Genomic DNA, 20,940 nt, shown 5'->3' with positions numbered 1-20,940 from the left:
CCATCACCTCTCATCGAATGCGCCTTCGATAGCCGACATAACCGGCTTCGCTGCGTATTCGATAACCCGGCGTGAACCTGTTTTCACGTCTGCGGTAAACTCCATATAAGGGGACAGCTTGTATTGTGTACCTCCGCGCTCTAGATAGTTTTGACTGATTTGGATTTCCGCGAGGTAGAATTCAGCGTCTTCTTCTTCATAAGAAGAACGGCTGATCGATGCAATTCGACCTTCCAAAAATCCGTATTTGGCAAAGTTGTAGGTATCCATCTTCACTTTGACCGCTTGTCCGATTTCTACAAAACCCATGTCTTTACGCGGGATCTTCGCCTCTCCATGAAGGGCGTTATTGATCGGTGCAATGTCCGCGATGCTTTCACCTGGCGGTATCACAGCGGAGCGGAAATTGAAGTGCACTTTATCTACTACACCGTCAATAGGGGCGTAAACCACGAGGCGATCCACTTTATCTGAGTGTTGAGGACGTAATATACGTTTCAACTTTAAGTCCTTGTTTGCTTGAATGATTTGTGCTTGATACTCGGCATTACGATTCTCCACCAAGTCTCGGTACTGCTTCTCTAGTTTGTCGAGTTGGAAGCGCTCATTCATGACCGACTCATCAAGGTTTTCAATCTCACGCACCATGTTTGACTCTTGAACCTGCATATTCAGAACATCGACGTAAGACGCCATTTCCTCCTTGTACAAGGTGTTTTTAATATTGAGCTGCTTGCGTATTAAGGAGAGCTGGTTCTCGGAGCTTTTACGGCGCTTGAGCATTGAATCAATAAGCGAATTCTTATGTTGGATATCGTGAGTGATCAACTCTTCATTGGAACGGTTTTTAGAAAATTCTTGCTGCCAGGTATTCATGTTGACTTGCACTAATTCTGGGTACTTTTCGATGTAGGCAGAAAAATCGGGTTCCACCATATCGCGCAGGCTTTCGTAACGAATCTTGTCTAGCTCAAGCTGAATGATCTCTGTGTTTACCGTATCAAGTTGAGTGTTTCTATCCAGAGAGCGAAGGCGTGCAATAGGTTGACCTTCATAAACCACTTCGCCTTTGCGCACTAGCATTTCTTCTAGAATACCGCCTTCAAGGTGTTGCACTTTTTCGATGTCAGATTCGAGCAATAGCTCACCGCGCACCGACACCACAATGTCGATACGAGCCTGAGATGCCACGGCGATAGCCACCATGGAAAGCAAAAAGATAACCAGCAAGGTTTTGTGTACGCTGGTCATTGCACTGGCTAGCACGATTGTATCGTCTGTTGTTACCTTCGAAGCTTCGTTGTTCGAAACGAGCGCCTTTTTGAGGTGATGTTCTATTTGCTTATTACTCATGAGCCACCCCTACGATTCACTACCTGTGCGGCTATCGATTGAATTTTCGATTTTTAACAGCTGGCTAATTTGTTTGTTTACGTTGTTAAGCTCGGTTTTAACGTCCTCAATCAATTCATTAGGAGCAGGGAAATGGTGTTTGTTTAAGTGTTCAAGCTTTGCCAATTTTGGTGGTAAGTCGTCATCACATAACAAGACGAGAATGGTCTTTAGTCTTTTTGAATAACATCTGAGTGCTTCAAAACGGTTTTGTTTATGCAGCATCTCAATATCAATCCCTGCGTCACTGAAATCTTGGTAAAAATCGCCTAATAGCAATTGCAGCCCTTTATGGCTATTGTCGACTGAGCGCAACAGATTTGTCATATTTATCATTATCCCACCGCACTAATTGCTTTAATGACAACAAGTAAGGATCTTTATACTGGGTTTTCAAATTTTTTTGTTTTTATAGAACTCGAAATGTATGAAAAAAGTTGTATAAAAAAGTTGGTTTCTAAAAATGGTGTCCTTTACTGCCTCTAAACACGATCAGTTAGCTAAAAAGCAACGGAGGCTGTAATGGCAGGCGACACTAATCAAGAAAAAGACAATGAAAAGCTTAACGATGCGGTAGAGCAAACAGAAACGAAGGATACGGGGACAAAAGAAGAAAAACAGCAGTCGACCGTCTCTTCGACTGTAGCGACCGGTGCTGAAAGTGCAGATGCTGTTGATGAAGCCAATCGTGCGATGGAAGAAAATCCTAGTGGCGCGGGTACGGAAGAAGAAGCAGTGAGCTCGGGTGGCGCAGTTCAAGAAGAGGATACTGAAAGTAGCAGCGACTCTGACGCTGCACAATCCAATGTTGTTGATAGTGTAGCTTCTAGCGGAGAATCAGGTGACGAGGCTCTGGGCAGCGGTGGTTCGGATTCTGGGGCGGGTGCCCAAGCGGTCGGTGGTGGTGATGCCTCTGGCTCTGAAGGTGGTTCGGACGCAGAAGGCAATGAAGCGCAAGGACAAGCGGCACAAACTTCATCTGCGCCAAGTGCGTCTTCAGACTCTGAAGGTTCTCAAGGTGGTGACGAGCTAGATTCAGAAACCACTGAAGAGAGCTTCGCGGTGGATGTACAAGACACCAGCGAAGAAACCACGACGCAAGTAGAAGACGATTTCGACTCCGAAACTACGAGCGAAACGTTCCAGATTAAAGTCGAAGGTGAAAATGACGCGCCAGAAGTAGGGCAAGATCTGGCATACATCATGGATGAAGATGGCACTATTACCTTCACTCAAGAACAACTTCTCGGATACGCGAGTGATGTTGATGGCGATGATCTTGCCGCATTCAACGTGCAAGTGGGTGCTAATGCATCGGTTGTGGATAATGGTGATGGCACTTATACCGTCACACCTGATACTGATTTTAATGGTGAACTCGGCTTAACGTTTGATATCAGTGATGGTCAAGAAACCATTTCTAGCTCGATTGATTTAACTGTTCGTCCAATCAATGACGCACCAGTGCCTGAAGATAAAACCTTTGAGGTGGAAGAAGACGGCACGCTGATCTTCACCGATGCTGACCTGCTTACTGGCGCAACGGATATTGAAGGCGATAACCTAACGGTTGAGGGCGTAAGCTACGACGGTGGTGACGGCATCCTGACCGACAACGGTAATGGGACTTACACTTTTGCGCCAAATGAAAACTTCAATGGTGATGTGAACTTCAGCTTTGATGTGTCCGACGGCACGGATACGGTTTCTGCCAACATTGATGTAAGCGTCACACCAGTCGATGATGCGCCGGTGTCTGGTAATCTTGCTTACTCGGTGGACGAAGATGGCTCGATTCGTTTGAGCCAAGAACAGTTGTTGTCGCAAGCTTCTGATGTCGAAGGCGACGCACTGACGGCATCAAATCTTTCGGTAGATGGCAATGCGACGGTGACTCAAAATGACGATGGTAGTTTCACTATCACGCCAGACGCAGATTTCAATGGTGATATCGACATTAGCTTTGATATTTCCGATGGCACGAACACCGTTCAGGCAACCGCTGACCTAACTGTTAATCCAATCAACGATCTCCCTGTTCCTCAAGACCAACAATTCAGTGTGGAAGAAGACGGCACACTGCAATTTACTGATGCGGATCTGCTTGCTGGCGCGACCGACATTGAAGGCGATGACCTTTCTGTAACGGGAATCAGCTATGAAGGCACCGACGGCGTTCTAACTGACAATGGCGATGGCACATATAGCTTTGCGCCAAATGAGAACTTCAACGGTGATGTGAACTTCAGCTTCGACGTATCTGATGGCACAGATACGGTTTCAGCGAATGTCGATGTGAGCGTCACGCCGGTGAATGATCCTCCGGTGGCTGGTTCAACGTCTTACACAGTTCACGAAGACAACTCTATTACCATTTCTGACGCGCAACTGTTGGCAAATTCTTCGGATCTAGAAGGGGATGTCTCGATTGATAGCGTGAGCTACTCTGGCAGCGATGGTGTGTTGCAAATCAATGGCGACGGTACGTACACCTTCTCTCCAAATGAAAACTTTAATGGTGAAGTGACGCTTGATGTTGTCGTCGCTGATGAAGAAGGCGCAACGGATGTCACCACTGCTGGCATTACGGTGCTGGAAGTGAACGATCCACCAGTCGCAGGACCAACTTCTTACACCATTGATGAAGATTCTGTTCTGACCTTTAGTGAGTCGCAAGTGCTGTTGAATGCCTCTGATGTGGAAGGCGATGTAGAGCTTGTTGGCATTAGCTACGATGGTCCGGATGGCATTTTCACCGTTAACGATGATGGCACGTGCAGCTTCGCGCCAAACGAGAACTTTAACGGGCAAGTTCAACTTGATGTGACCATTCGAGATGAAGATGGAGCAGAAGTTGATACCGTCATCAATGTGAATGTATTGCCAATCAATGATGCGCCAGTATCGGGTGATTTGGCTTACAGCGTTGATGAAGACGGTGCGATTACACTCAGCCAAGAGCAGCTTCTTTCTCAAGCGTCTGATATTGAGGGCGATGACCTGACTGCTAGCGATTTGACTGTAGATGGAAACGCAACCGTCACAGCGAACGATGATGGCAGCTTCACGATTACACCAGATGCGGACTTTAATGGTGACATTGATATCCAATTCAACATTACAGATGGCACAGACACTATCCAAGCAACGGCGGATCTAACGGTTAATCCAGTTAACGATCTTCCTGTTCCTCAAGACCAGCAGTTCAGTGTTGAAGAAGATGGCACGCTTCAGTTTACCGATGCAGACTTGCTTGCTGGCGCGACCGACATCGATGGCGATAACTTAACGGTTGATGGCATTAGCTACACAGGCAGCGATGGTGTGCTGACTGACCACGGTGATGGTACTTACACCTTTGCACCAAATGAAAACTTCAACGGCGATGTCAGCTTTAGCTTTGGTGTTTCTGACGGTACTGAGACCGTACCAGCCAACGTGGACGTGAGCGTCACTCCAGTGAACGATCCTCCGGTTGCGGGTTCAACGTCTTACACGGTTGATGAAGACAACGCGATTACCATTTCCGACGAGCAGCTTCTGGCTAACTCTTCAGATGTGGAAGGTGCAGTGTCCATCGATAGCGTGACCTATTCAGGCACCGATGGCGTATTCCAAGACAACGGTGACGGCACTTACACCTTCATGCCGAATGAGAACTTCAGTGGTGACATCAGCCTTGATGTGATTGTGGCGGATGAGCAAGGAGCGATTGACGAAACGACCGCAGGCATTACCGTCATTGAAGTGAATGACCCTCCAGTTGCCGGTCCAACGTCTTACACGATTGATGAAGATTCAGTACTGACATTCAGTGAGTCACAAATTCTTGCCAACGCATCTGATATCGAGGGTGATGTAGAGCTTGTTGGCATCAGCTATGAAGGCTCGGATGGTATCTTTACCGTCAATGGCGATGGTACTTGTAGTTTTGCGCCAAACGAGAACTTCAATGGTCAAGTTCAGTTGGATGTGACCATTCAAGATGAGAATGGGGCAACCGTTGATACGCACATCAATGTCGACGTATTGCCAATCAACGATCCACCAGTATCGGGTGATTTGGCTTACACCATCAACGAAGACAGCTCAATTACGCTAAGCCAAGAGCAACTGCTTGCCAAAGCGGGCGATATTGATAGCGAGAACCTTGAAGCCATCAATCTATCGACAGATGACAACGCGACAATTCAATACAACGATGATGGCAGCTACACCATCACACCAGATGAAAACTACAACGGTGACCTAGATCTGACCTTCGATATCATTGATAACGATGGCGGCTCGGTACAAGTTGGTCTGGATATTACGGTTAATCCTGTGAATGACTTGCCACAAGCGCAAGATCAACAGTTCACGGTAGAAGAAGATGGCACCTTGCTGTTCACGGATGCAGACCTATTGGAAGGTGCATCGGATATTGATGGCGATGATCTGTCTATCGAAAACGTTCTCTACACAGGTGCGGATGGTGTACTTACCGACAATGGTGATGGCACTTATAGTTTCGCGCCGAATGAGAACTTCAACGGTGATGTTCAGTTCACATTCGATGTGTCTGACGGCACAGGTTCAACACCAGCATTCATTGATGTCAGCGTGACACCAGTGAACGATCCACCGGTTGCCGGTTCTACGTCTTACACGGTTCAAGAAGACGGTCAAATCACCATTAGTGACGAGCAGTTGTTAGCTAACTCTTCTGATGTGGAAGGCGATGTAGCCTTGGCGAATGTTAGCTACTCTGGTAACGACGGTAGCTTCGTGGACAATGGCGACGGCACATATACCTTCACGCCAAATGAGAACTTTGACGGTAACATTTCTCTCGACGTTACGGTTATCGACCAAGATGGTGCAACGGATACAACAACCGCAGGCATCGATGTTATCGCGGTGAACGACGCACCAGAAACGTCAGGCATTCAAGCGGAGGTGGATGAAGATAACGCCATCACCATCACGCAAGAACAATTGCTTGCGAATGCGACAGACATTGAAGGTGATGACCTTGTTGCCAGCAATCTACAAACCAATGATCCGGATGCGACGATCGTAGCCAATGACGATGGTTCTTTTACCATTACGCACACCGAAAACTTTAACGGTGAGTTGGACTTTACTTACAACATCAGCGATGGCGAAAATGATGTTCTGACCACGTTGGATCTGACCGTTAATCCTGTCAACGATGCGCCAGAAGCGGGCGACGAGATCTTTATTCAAGCGGAAGAAGACCAAACAGTGGGTGTTTCTCTGCGTGAAGAGCCTGCTTTACGTCTCGACCAAGCCCCTGAAAACGGCATCATTGAAGCGAATCTAAATGACGAATGGGTACAGCTAGAAGTCGGGCAGGAGGTTCCTGCAGACACGGAAGTGCGCTTCATTCCAAATGATGATGCATTGGCGAACGGTACGCATACGAGTCAAATTGGTACCTTTGACGACAACGCTAGCCTCGATGATTGGGGTACTGCTGTTGACCCTTACACACGTGAGTTTGTTGATGGTGATTTGAAAGTTACCGTTCAAAGTAATGATGACCCACTCGGTGCGTGGAATGGTAAAACACACATCGGTCACGGTATTGGTGATACTGACCGTCAAGGCTTGAGCGGTGATGAAAAACTAACTGTGACCGTTGAAGGTCAAGATATCAACGAAATCAGCTTCCACCTAGATGGTCTAGGCGGCTGGTTTATGGAAGAGTCTCGCCACTTTACCGAAGTCGAAATTCGCGCATTCAACTCCGATGGTGACTTGATCGACTCGATGACTTACCACAAAGAAGATCGTGGTAGCTATGAGACGGATTACACTCTAACGGTGAACGAGCCGGTGTCTTACTTTGAGCTAGGTACGATTCAAGGTAACGGTACTTACGTGGTTCAAAACATGACGGTTTCGCAAACTTGTCATGATGAAGCGGTGTTCACATCTATTGGCGTGGACGGCACGGAAATCACGGAAACGGTAGAGCTTAATATCCGTGAAGGTGACAGTGAAATCGAACTGACCGCTGACCTGCCAAATGTGACCATTGATACCGAAGGTTCTACGCAGTTTGCCTCTGTGGTAATTACAGAAGAGCAGCTTTTAGCACAAGCGAGTGATATCGATAGTGACGTTCTTGATATTCAAAACCTTGAGCTGGTGGGGGACAACGCGGAGCACGCTACGTTAACCGACAACGGCGATGGTACATGGACAGTCACACCAGATGAGAACTTCTACGGTGAGATTGAGCTGGGTTACCAAGTTACGGATGGTGAACTCACTGACGACAACATCATCAACATCAACTTCGAAGCAGTAAACGATGCGCCAATCGTTTCTGGTCCGATTGTGTTGTCGACTGATGAGGATGTGGGCATTACGTTTAGCGCGGATGATTTGCTTGCCAATGCAAGTGACGTGGAAGGCGATGCGCTGTCTATCTCTGATATCTCTTACAGCGGTGATAACGGTGAGCTTGTCGACAATGGCGACGGCACTTACACCTTTATGCCGAATGAAAACTTCAATGGTGAAGTCGACATCGATTACAAAGTCTTCGATGGCACCGATGAAGTCGATACCCATTTAGATCTGACCGTTATTCCGGTCAACGATGTGCCAGTCCCTGGTGCACCGCTGCATACTCAAATGCTAGAAAACGGCACCATCATCATCGAAGCAAAAGACCTGTTATCAGGTGCGACTGATGTGGATGGCGACATTCTGCATATCGAGAATCTACTGCTTGTTGACCAGTCACAAGGTACGTTGACAGATAACGGCGACAACACCTTTACCTTCGAGCCAACTTCGAACTTCTACGGTGAAGTGAACTTGACCTTCGACATCAGCGATGGTCAAGCAAGTGCACCAAGCACTGCGAAGATCGATGTTGAGATCGTCAACGAAGGTCCAGAGGTTAGCGGTCCAGTTGATGCGGTCGTTGATGAAGATGGCTCAATTACCATCACTCAAGAAGACTTGTTAGCGAACGCGACGGACGTGGATGGTGACAACCTTGAAGCGGTGAACCTATCGACCAACGATCCTAATGCAACTATCGTTGAGAACGCTGATGGTAGCTTTACGATTACACCGAGCGAAAACTTCTTTGGTGAAATCGAATTTACTTATGACGTAACTGACGCGATTGAAACCGTCGCTGCGGATCTAAACCTCACCGTTAACCCAGTGAACGACCTGCCAGATGTGCCTGATTTGTCCTTCACCACAGAAGACGGTGAAGCTATCACGATTACTGAAGCAGAGCTGCTGGCTCAAGCGACGGACATCGAAGGCGATGACCTGTCTGTTGTTAACGTGACGAGTTTAAGCGACACGGTTCAAGTGACAGACAATGGCGATGGCACTTACACATTAACGCCAGAGCAGGGCTTCTTTGGTAATGTTGACCTCACGTTTGATGTGAGCGATGGCACCGATGTGGTGGCGGCAAACATCGACTTGAAAGTTGAGTTCGTCAACGACGCACCAGAAGCAGCGCCAATCGTGGCAGACGTGGACGAGGATGGATCTATCCTCGTGACACAAGAAATGCTGCTTGAAAACGCCAGCGATCAAGATGGTGATGACCTGTACGCAACGGCATTAGAAACCAATGATCCTAATGCCTCTATCGTGGATAACGGTGACGGCACCTTTACCGTTACGCCTTCACAACATTTCAATGGAGACATAGAGTTTACTTATGAAGTAAGCGACGGTGAATTGAGTGTTGCCAATGAAATGACATTGACGGTGAACCCAGTCAATGACATTCCAATTGTTGCGCCTGGCATGTACCACATTGAAGAGGATGGCAGCATCCTGTTCACGCAAGAAGATCTGCTAAGTGGTGCGATTGATATTGATGGTGATGACCTCACTGTTACCAGCATTAATTACTCGGGTGATGAAGGTACTGTAACGGACAACGTTGACGGTACATTTAGCTTCGTACCAGAAGAGCACTTCAGTGGTGACTTGCAGTTCAGCTTTACGGTTTCTGACGGTACTGATGAAGTTGAGCAAGACATTAATGTTCACATCGAAGCCGTGGCAGATGCGCCAGACCTAGTCATCACTGATGGCGATGGTCGAAATGTGGATGATCAAGCAATCTTGGTTGAGCCAGGCGGTATTGTTGAAGTGAACATCGCCGCAGCATTGGTTGACCAAGACTTGTCAGAAACGCTGACTGTGACCGTTGATGGCGTTCCAGAAGGTTCGGTGATCAGCTACGACAACGAAGGGGTACTTAACGATCAAGACAACGGTATCACCAGTTTTAACGATACTGAAATCACGGTTACCTTTGAAGGTGAAACCGCGGGTTACCAAAACGCAGCTGGCTATTACAAAGTTGATGAAGACGGCAATATCACGGGCGTTGAAGTGGTGTACGAAAACGCCTCTCAAGTTGGCGGAGGCGGTGACCTCATTCCGGGACAAGATCAGTTCAGCTTCCAAATCTCGGAAGGGGAAAGCTTCAACCTATTCTTGATTCCTAACGGTCATAACTTCAATGACTTTGCGTCCATGCAAGATGGTCAGTATGAGTTCCGTGCGGCAGATGGCTCTCCTGCGAACATGGATACGGTCGACCCACAACTCGTGTTTGTGGGTGCTGATGGTTCTGAAACCGTGATTCAAAGCCAATTTGGTGATGCAGTCTTCCATGGCGGCACAAGCTCAGAGCTCAACCAAGATGGCATTGAACATACTCGAACTACTGTGAACGAAGACGGTGAACTGGTTTACGGCTTTGAAGATCTCTACGGTGGCGGCGATGCCGATTATAGTGACTTCAACTTCACCATTGATGTAGGTGAAGTGAACAGCCAGATCTACAGCGGTGAAGTAACAGTCGGTCCAGATGGTTCTGTAACGCTTCCAACCACAGCAATTGAACAAGAGCTACAGATTCAATTGCCAGAAGACTTTAACCAACAGCTAGAAATCAATGTAACGGCAACGGCGACAGAGCTATCAAATAATGATTCTGAAACCGTTTCTCAAACCATCTACGTCAATGCAACGGGTGCTCACATTGAACATACGCCTGAAGCATTGCCTGTTTCTGCTGTGGTTGAAGAAGATGGTTCAATCCTAATCACGCAAGAAGATTTGCTCGCTAATGCGCGTGACTTGGATGGAGACCAACTGACAGCACTGAACTTGGCAACGGATGATGAAAACATCACCATCACAGACAATGGTGACGGTACTTACACCTTAACGCCAGATGCGGACTTTAATGGTGACATCACCTTTACGTTCGATGTGTCTGACGGCGATGATGTTGTCTCAACCAACCTTGAGTTATTGGTGTCACCAGTTAACGATGCGCCTGAACCACAAGATCAAGCGTTCACCATTGGTGAAGATGGTGTGCTGACCTTTACTGATGCGGATCTCCTAACAGGCGCTACCGATATTGAAGGGGATGACTTATCTGTTGAGGGCGTCACTTACACAGGCGCGGACGGTGTTCTTACTGACAATGGTGATGGCACATATAGCTTCGCACCAAACGAGAACTTTAATGGCGACGTGAACTTCACTTTCGATGTTTCCGATGGCACGGATACCGTGACGGCGAATATCGACGTAAGCGTGACGCCGGAGAACGATCCACCGGTTGCAGGCAGCACGGCTTACACCGTTCATGAAGACAATTCGATTACCATTAGTAACGAACAGCTGTTGGCTAACTCGTCTGATATAGAAGGCGAAGTGGCGATTGATAGCGTGAGCTACAGCGGTAACGATGGCGTGCTGGAAATCAACGGTGATGGTACGTACACCTTCTCACCAAACGAAAATTTCAGCGGCGAGGTGAGCCTAGATGTTGTCGTTGTCGATGAAGATGGTGCAACGGACTCGACCACTGCAGGCATTACTGTGATTGAGGTAAATGACCCACCAATCGCAGGTCCTACCGCATACACTATCGATGAAGACCAAGTTCTAACCTTCAGTGAATCGCAAGTGCTACTGAATGCTTCGGATGTTGAAGGGGATGTTGAGCTAGTAGGCATCAGCTACGACGGTCCAGATGGCATCTTCTCAGTAAACGGTGATGGTACTTGTAGCTTTGCACCGAATGAAAACTTCAACGGTCAAGTACAGTTGGATGTGACCATTCGCGATGAAGATGGCGCAGAGGTTGATACTTACATCACAGTCGATGTCTTACCAATCAATGATGCACCTGTATCTGGTAACTTGGCGTACAGCGTTGATGAAGACAATTCAATTACGCTAAGCCAAGAGCAGCTACTTGCTCAAGCATCGGATGTAGAAGGTGATGCGCTGACTGCGTCTAACCTAGTGGTTGACGGTGATGCAACGGTTACGGCAAACGACGATGGTAGCTTCACTATCACGCCAGATGCGAACTTCAATGGCGACATTGATATCACGTTCGACATCAATGATGGCAGCGACACTATTGTTGCAACGGCGGACCTAACGGTTAACCCAGTTAATGACTTGCCGCAGCCAGAAGATCAAGCGTTCACCATTGGTGAAGATGGTGTGTTGTCCTTCACTGATCAAGACCTGCTGGATGGTGCAACGGACATCGATGGCGATGACCTATCGGTAGAAGGTGTCACTTACACAGGCGCAGATGGTGTCCTAACTGACAATGGAGATGGTACCTATAGCTTCGCACCGAATGAGAACTTCAATGGCGACGTGAACTTTACCTTCGATGTTTCCGATGGCACGGACACCGTGACCGCGAATATCGATGTGAGTGTGACGCCAGAGAACGATCCACCAGTGGCAGGCAGCACGTCTTACACGGTGCATGAAGATAACTCGATCACCATCAGTGATGAACAGCTACTAGCGAACTCATCGGATATTGAAGGTGATGTATCGATTGATAGCGTTAGCTACAGCGGCACAGATGGTGTGTTCCAAGACAATGGTGACGGTACGTACACCTTCTCGCCAAACGAGAACTTCAATGGTGAAGTGAGTCTAGATGTTGTCGTGGTCGATGAAGACGGTGCGACGGATTCAACTACCGCAGGTATTACAGTACTTGAGGTGAACGATCCACCAATCGCAGGCGCGACCAGCTACTCAGTGAACGAAGACGAAGTCATCATTATTAGCTCTGAGCAGTTATTGGCGAACGCTTCTGACGTTGAAGGTGAAGTTGCGATTGATAGCGTCAGCTACAGCGGTTCCGACGGTATCTTTACTGACAACGGTGACGGCACATTCAGCTTCGCACCAAACGCCAACTTTGATGGCGATGTGAGCCTAGATGTTGTGGTTGTTGATGAAGACGGTGCAACTGCGGCAACTAACGCAAACATCGATGTATTGCCAATCAACGATGCGCCAGTATCGGGCAACTTGGCTTACAGTGTCGATGAAGACAATTCAATTACGCTTAGCCAAGAGCAGCTTCTTGCTCAAGCATCGGATGTAGAAGGGGACGCGCTAACCGCGACTAACTTAGTGGTTGACGGTGATGCAACGGTTACTGCAAACGATGATGGCAGCTTTACCATTACGCCTGATGCGAACTTCAATGGTGACATTGATATCACGTTTGATATCAGTGATGGTTCTAACACCTTGGTCGCGACGGCAGATCTAACGGTTAATCCAGTTAACGACCTACCACAGCCAGAAGATCAAGCGTTCACTATTGGTGAAGATGGTGTGTTGACCTTCACTGACCAAGATCTGCTTGATGGCGCAACGGATATTGATGGCGATGACCTATCGGTAGAAGGTGTCACTTACACTGGCGCTGATGGTGTCCTAACCGATAACGGTGATGGGACCTACAGCTTTGCGCCAAACGAGAACTTCAATGGCGACGTGAACTTTACCTTCGATGTTTCCGATGGTACGGACACCGTGACCGCGAATATCGATGTGAGTGTGACGCCAGAGAACGATCCACCGGTTGCGGGCAGCACCTCTTACACGGTGCATGAAGACAATTCGATCACCATCAGTAACGAGCAGTTATTGGCTAACTCATCTGACGTCGAAGGTGAAGTAGCAATCGACAGCGTGAGCTACAGCGGCGCAGATGGCGTGTTCCAAGACAATGGTGACGGCACTTACACCTTCTCGCCAAACGAGAACTTCAATGGTGAAGTGAGCCTTGACGTTGTGGTTGTCGATGAAGACGGTGCGACGGATTCAACCACCGCAGGTATTACGGTACTTGAGGTGAACGATCCGCCAATTGCCGGCGCGACCAGCTACTCAGTGAACGAAGACGAAGTGATCACCATCAGCTCTGAGCAGCTATTGGCGAGTGCTTCTGATGTTGAAGGCGAAGTCGCGATTGATAGCGTCAGCTACAGCGGCTCTGACGGTATCTTTACTGACAACGGCGATGGCACATTCAGCTTCGCGCCAAACGAAAACTTCAACGGTGATGTCAGCCTAGATGTGGTCGTGACCGATGAAGACGGTGCAACGGTAGCAACCAATGCAAATATTGATGTATTGCCAATCAACGATGCTCCAGTATCAGGTGATTTGGCTTACAGCGTGGATGAAGATGGCTCTATCACGCTAAGCCAAGAACAGCTTCTTGCACAAGCAGGCGACGTAGATGGCGATGACCTAACCGCGGCGAACCTCACTGTTGACGGCAATGCGACCGTTGTTGCGAATGACGATGGCAGCTTCACTATCACACCAGATGCGGACTTCAATGGCGACATTGATCTGAGCTTCGACATTACGGACGGCGATGCGACCATTCAAGCCACTGCCGATCTGACTGTGAACCCAGTGAACGACCTACCAACGGTTGGTCAACCACAGTTTGTTACGCAAGAAGACACCAGTTTCACCTTCACCGAAGAGCAACTGCTGCAAAATGCAGGTGATATCGATGGTGATAACCTAACGGTTGAGAACGTTGCTTCTGACAGTGGTACGTTAGTCGACAACGGTGACGGCACTTACACCTTCGCACCAAACGAAAACTTCGATGGCAACGTGAACGTGACGTTTGATGTCAACGATGGCACTGCAACGGTTCCTGCTGAAGCGAACATTGATGTTCAATCTGTGGTTGATATGCCAGAGTTGTCGATTGCTTCGGACTTGGTGATTGCGTCTGATAACTTCGAGTCTGGCTCGAACGGTTGGAACGCGAACACTGAAAGCTCTCAAGGCTTCGAAACGGGCGACATGCTGGGTCGTATTGGTGGCACTGGCGGTGATGAAACGGTCAGCAAAACCTACGAGATCCCAAGTGATGTTAATGAAGTGAATATATCGTTTAGCTTCTACGAAATCGATTCTTGGGATGGCGAGTCGTTCCAAATCTTTGTGGGTGGCGAACAGCTAACCACCTTGGAGAACTCCGCGTTCCGTACTCAAGATGGTACGACAACGCTATACGATTCTGACGGTAACGAAGTGGGTGAAGTGATCCACGGAGCCTCTCAACGTGAAGGCTTCAGTGGTTGGAATGACCAAGCTCACCAAATCAACCTGACGGTTCCTGTCGAGGATGGCGAACTGCAACTCGGCTTCGGTTCAACCTTGAATCAAGACGTTTGGGATGAATCGTTTGGTATCGACAACATCGAAATCACGGTAGCGGATGCGGATTACCAAATTATTGGTACCGAAGATACACCAGTGCCGCTTGATATCGATGCAGCGTTAAGCGATACCGATGGTTCAGAAAACCTCTCAATCTTGATTGAAGATGTGCCAGAAGGCAGCGCACTATCAGCGGGTGTCGATAATGGTGACGGCACTTGGTCACTACAACCAGGCGAGCTAGAAGGACTAGAGTTTATCCCTTCTGCGGACTTCAACGGCGATGTGACGCTAACCGTAAATGCAACCTCTACGGATGTGGATACAGGTACAACGGCGACAGCGACGCAAGATGTGACGATTCATATCTCGCCAACCAATGATGCACCAGAAGTAACGGGTGACATCACTGCAGTCACTGCCGAAGACAACAGCATTACGCTAACTCAAGAGCAGTTACTGGAGCACGCTGTTGATATCGATGGCGATGACTTAAGTGCAATCAACCTGAGCACCAATGATGAAAATGCAACGGTTGAAATGAACGAGGATGGCAGCTTCACCATTACTCCAAGCGAGAACTTCTACGGCGACATTGAGTTTAGTTACGATGTCACGGATGGCGAAGAAGTGGTTGCTGCTGGTCTTGACCTAACCGTTACACCAGTCAATGACGCTCCAGAGCCACAAGAGCAAGCGTTCACCGTGGGTGAGGACGGTCTTCTTACCTTTACAGATGCAGACCTATTAACAGGCGCGACGGATGTAGAAGGTGACAACCTAACAGTTGAAGGCGTGACTTACACTGGCGCGGACGGTGTCCTAACCGACAATGGTGATGGCACGTACAGCTTCGCGCCAAACGAAAACTTCAATGGCGACGTGAACTTCACCTTTGATGTTTCTGATGGCACGGATACCGTGACCGCAAATATCGATGTAAGCGTGACGCCAGAGAACGATCCACCGGTGGCAGGCAGCACGTCTTACACTGTGCATGAAGACAACTCGATCACCATCAGTGATGAGCAACTACTGGCTAATTCGTCTGATATCGAGGGTGATGTTGCGATCAGTAGCGTGAGTTACAGCGGTAACGACGGTGTGCTAGAAATTAATGGCGATGGTACTTACACCTTCTCACCAAACGAAAACTTTACAGGCGATGTTAGCCTAGATGTTGTCGTGGTTGACGAGGACGGCGCGGTTGATACAACAACAGCGGGTATTATCGTTCTTGAGGTGAACGATCCACCAATCGCAGGTACAACCAGTTACACCATTGATGAAGATGAAGTCATCACCATCAGTGCAGAACAGTTGTTGGCAAACTCTTCCGATATTGAAGGTGAGGTAGCACTAGATAGCGTGAGCTACAGTGGCAGCGAAGGTATCTTTACCGACAATGGTGATGGTACGTTCAGCTTTGCACCAAACCAAAACTTCAATGGTGAAGTGAACCTTGATGTTGTAGTCGTGGACGAAGATGGTGCGACCGCTTCGACGACGGCAAACATTGATGTTCTGCCAATCAATGATGCCCCAGTATCGGGTGACTTGGCTTACAGTGTCGACGAAGACAACTCAATCACGCTAAGCCAAGAGCAGCTTCTCGCTCAAGCAACGGATGTAGAAGGTGATGCACTAACCGCTTCCAACCTAGTGGTTGACGGTGATGCGACGGTTACGGCTAATGACGATGGTAGCTTTACCATTACGCCCGACGCGAACTTCAATGGCGACATTGATATCACGTTTGATATCAGTGATGGTTCTGACACCTTGGTCGCGACGGCAGATCTAACGGTTAATCCAGTTAACGACCTACCACAGCCAGAAGATCAAGCGTTCACCATTGGTGAAGATGGCGTGTTGACCTTTACTGATCAAGACCTGTTGGATGGTGCAACCGATATCGATGGCGATGACCTATCGGTAGAAGGTGTCACATACACTGGCGCGGACGGTGTCCTAACTGACAATGGCGATGGCACATACAGCTTCGCACCGAACGAAAACTTCAATGGCGACGTAAACTTTACCTTCGATGTTTCCGATGGCACGGACACCGTGACCGCGAATATCGATGTGAGTGTGACGCCAGAGAACGATCCACCCGTGGCAGGTAGCACGTCTTACACCGTACACGAAGACAACTCGATCACAATCAGCGATGAGCAATTACTAGCGAATTCGTCAGATATTGAAGGCGATGTTTCGGTTGATAGTGTGAGCTACAGTGGCGCAGATGGCGTGTTCCAAGACAATGGTGACGGTACGTACACCTTCTCGCCAAACGAGAACTTCAATGGTGAAGTCAGCCTAGATGTTGTCGTAGTCGATGAAGACGGGGCGACGGATTCAACTACCGCTGGCATTACTGTTCTTGAGGTGAACGACCCACCAATCGCAGGCGCGACTAGCTACTCCGTTAACGAAGACGAAGTCATTATCTTCACGGAAGAGCAACTGCTAGCGCAATCAAGTGACGTGGAAGGCGACGTGAGCCTAGAAAGCGTCTCTTACAGTGGTAGCGACGGCATTCTAACGGCGAATGACGATGGCACTTACAGCTTCGCGCCAAATGAAAACTTCAACGGTGGCGTAAGCCTAGACGTAGTAGTCGCTGATGAAGACGGTGCAACTGCGACAACCAACGCGAACATTGATGTATTGCCAGTCAACGATGCTCCGGTATCTGGCGACTTGGCTTACAGCGTCGATGAAGACGGTTCAATCACATTGAGTCAAGAGCAGTTACTGGCTCAAGCGGGTGACGTAGACAGCGATAATCTAGAAGCAGTGAACTTAACCGCGGTTGCCAATGCAACCGTTGTTGAGAACCAAGATGGTAGCTTTACGATTACGCCTGATGCGAACTTCAATGGCGATATCGACCTAAGCTTCGACTTGATTGATAACGATGGTGCGAGCGTGGAAGTGGGCGTCGACCTAACGGTGAACCCAATTAACGATGCGCCGCAATCAACGCCAGTGAATATTGCTGGCACCGAAGATACCACCATTCTAATCACGCAGGACATGTTGCTTGCTAACGCAACAGACATCGACAACACCTACGACGAACTGTCTGCTGTCGACCTAGTGATTGATGAGCAATACGGTGACTTGCTAGACAACGGTGATGGCACTTGGTCATTCACTCCGGCTGAGAACTTCAATGGTGATGTGCCAATGTCGTTCGGTGTCAGCGATGGTGATTTAGTGACGCCAGTTGAAGGCAATCTAAACATCGAAGCGGTTAACGATGCACCAGAAGCACCAACCATCCAGATGCAGGGCGAAGAAGATGTGGTCATGGTGATTGACCCAGCTTACATCGCTGATCAAGTTACGGATCTTGATGGTGACGAAATCAGCGTAGAAAGCATCACGGTTCGTGCTCCTGCAAATGCGACATTAACCCAGCAACCAGATGGTATGTACCACTTGGTGACCACTCAAGACTTCAATGGTTTGGTGGAACTGGGCTATACCGCGACGGATGGTGAAGAAGTGGTTGAAGGCTCGTTGAATGTGGATGTTATTCCAGTCAACGATGCTCCATTCAATGTGGGTAATGCCTTTATGGCAACCGACGAGGATGGCGCATTCACCTTCGACGCTGGCGACCTGATGAACTTGTTCGGCGATATCGACACTGAAAACCTAGTCGTATCACGCATTATCACCGCAGAAGGTGAAGATGGTGGTGAGGTAACAGACAACGGTGACGGTACTTGGACATTCACACCGACTGGCGATTTTGCAGGGGTTTCTGACTTGCAAGTTGTGGTCAGTGACGGTGAGTTTGAGACGGTACTTGATGTACCAGTGTTTGTTCGCCCTGTTGCGGATGGCGCAGTCATCACAACCGACCATGATGGTCCGTTAGTCTTCGGTGAGGACGAAACGGGTCACCTAGGCTTGAATGTCGGTCTAATCGACGATTCAGAAACGTTAAGTAACCTAGTGATGACTGGTTTCCCTGTTGGCTTCGAAGTTACGGATGGTGTGAACACCATTACCATTACGGAACCGGGTCAATACATCGATTTGAACGAGTGGGATATTTCAGACCTGCAAATGACGCCTCCGGCTGACTTTAATGGCGAGTTCTTCGTAACCGTGACCGCAACAACGGTGGATTACGGTGACGAGCCAGAAGAGTTCGAAGATGGCATCGATTCAGGTGACTTCGAAACCCTAGCGGGTGAGCCAGTTATCCTAACCGCTGATGACCTAATCGGATTGGCAGAAAACGTAGACGCTGACGCGGGTGATGAAGTGAAATTCGTTCACCTAGCTGATCGCAGCCAAGGTGAGATTGTCGATAACGGTGATGGCACATGGACATTCAATCCAGCACCGGGCTTTACTGGTGAAGCGGATATCGCTTATGTGATTGATAAAGACGGTGTGCTTCATGATGAGCAAACAGGCGTGGTCGTGAAAGAAGACGCACCACAAGAGAATGCTTCTCCAGAAATCGACAGCATTTCTACCACAGAAATGGCAGCGGATGGCACCTTGTCGTTCACCAATGACGACATGCTATCGACATTGAGCGATGCAGAAGGCGACAGCTTGAGCATTGAATCAGTGAGCCTAATGGAAGGTCAAGGTGTGATAGAGACCGATAACCAAGGTAACTACCAATTCACACCAGCAGAAGGCTACACCGGAGATGTTCAAGTTGGCTTCATTGCAACTGACGGTGAAAACCGCATTGAGAGCTTCTTTAATGTCGACATCCAAGGTGAAGGTGAAACCACAACCAGCGAAGGCTACGCACTGGCTGATGATGGTTCACTAACCCTAACGGAAGCGCAGTTGATTGATGAGCTTGGCATTAGCCCTTCAGCAGAAGTGTTGGATGTCGCCGATGCAAACGATGCAGGTTTCTTCGCGAAATCAGGTGATGAAGAGTGGACATACTGGCCGAACGATGACTTCGATGGCAATTTAGCTATGGATGTTCAGGTCAACGATAACGGTGAAGTATCGACTCAGAATCTGAGCATCCAAGTTGCGGACGATTCAGCGCAAAGTGACGAGCCACAAATCCAAACTGCTCAAGCATCATCAGAGCAGCAAGTTGGCGAAGCGCAACAGCCTGAAGAGCAAGCAGCAAACGGTGCAGACAGTGAAGAGGAGAGCGCAGCTGATGTGACTGCAGCGCCAGGCGATACCATTTCTATCTCGGTTCCAGATGAGGTCAGTGGTAACGAATCGGTGGATTATGCAGAAATGTCCGGTCTACCTGATGGTGCATCAGTAAGCAACGCACTGGATAATGGCGATGGCAGCTTCACATTAAGTGGCAACCTGAACCAACCAGTATCGGTTGACCTACCAGAAGGTTACGAAGGTACGAGCGAAATCCAATTCCAAGGTTACGACGAATTGGGCAGCGCGGTAGAAGGTGCGAGTGGCACAGTTGAAGTTGAAGTCGATGATCAATACACCATGCAAGGTTCTGCGCAAGATCAGCAACCAGACATGGCGGGTATGGAATCTGGCGGCAGCGACTGGACAAGTGCGGGAGGTCAAGATCAAGGTGTTGACTTCACGGATGACTCTGGCAGCTTCGACTCGGATACTCAAACGGGTACTGACCAAGGCAACGATTTCGATCAAAGCTCAATGTAACCAGTCCTAGACGAGGGCAGTGTCATTGCTGCCCGAACCAAAGCCATGCAGAGCCTACTTTGCATGGCTTTTTTGTTGGTCTTCTTTCTATGAGCTCTAGAAAAAAACTTGGAAATTGAAAAAAGTATTCTTAGCTAGTTTATACCCAAGTAACCTCGAGATGTTAGGTTCAGCGAGAATGGCTTGGTTTGTAGACGCGGCGGCGATTTAAAGGTCTAGTGGGTCTAAATCAAGAATCGACAACAAAGTATACAAACCAAGACAGCTCGCCCTTCGGGAGCGTGTCATTGACTCGGCTTCTGTGTCAAACAACTTGGAAAGAGCTGACTATTACGCTGCGTTGTTTTC

3 protein-coding genes are annotated in these 20,940 nt (G+C 48.5%); 1 reads left to right on the top strand and 2 read right to left on the bottom strand.

Features of this window, described 5'->3' with window-relative positions; translation table 11 throughout:
• Positions 1–3: 3 nt before the first annotated feature.
• Together R7E29_RS19500 and R7E29_RS19495 are read right to left on the bottom strand one after the other, a co-directional pair.
• Positions 4–1,353, bottom strand: coding sequence for an HlyD family type I secretion periplasmic adaptor subunit (locus R7E29_RS19500; RefSeq protein WP_054577121.1), 1,350 nt, complete (start codon positions 1,351–1,353; stop codon positions 4–6).
• A gap of 9 nt (positions 1,354–1,362) precedes the next feature.
• Entirely contained in the window at positions 1,363–1,731 is a 369-nt protein-coding gene (locus tag R7E29_RS19495; protein ID WP_031777210.1) for a hypothetical protein, read from the bottom strand.
• A 183-nt stretch (positions 1,732–1,914) separates the two neighbouring features.
• Between R7E29_RS19495 and R7E29_RS19490 the strand changes: the two genes are divergently transcribed.
• The gene (locus R7E29_RS19490; protein WP_054577122.1) at positions 1,915–20,592 is read left to right on the top strand and encodes a tandem-95 repeat protein; all 18,678 of its coding nucleotides are present in this window, start codon (positions 1,915–1,917) and stop codon (positions 20,590–20,592) included.
• Positions 20,593–20,940: the final 348 nt, after the last annotated feature.

Origin of the sequence: Vibrio sp. Vb1729, from assembly GCF_033338655.1 — a bacterium.
Classification (GTDB): domain Bacteria; phylum Pseudomonadota; class Gammaproteobacteria; order Enterobacterales; family Vibrionaceae; genus Vibrio; species Vibrio alginolyticus.
The sequence above is the reverse complement of the archived record's forward strand: the minus strand, read 5'-3'. Positions and strand labels throughout refer to the sequence as shown.

What these genes read in the sequence shown, in the direction of transcription:
- R7E29_RS19500 (WP_054577121.1), bottom strand. Translation starts at nt 1,353, where the DNA reads ATGAGTAATAAGCAAATAGAACATCACCTCAAAAAGGCGCTCGTTTCG.
- R7E29_RS19490 (WP_054577122.1), top strand. Translation starts at nt 1,915, where the DNA reads ATGGCAGGCGACACTAATCAAGAAAAAGACAATGAAAAGCTTAACGAT.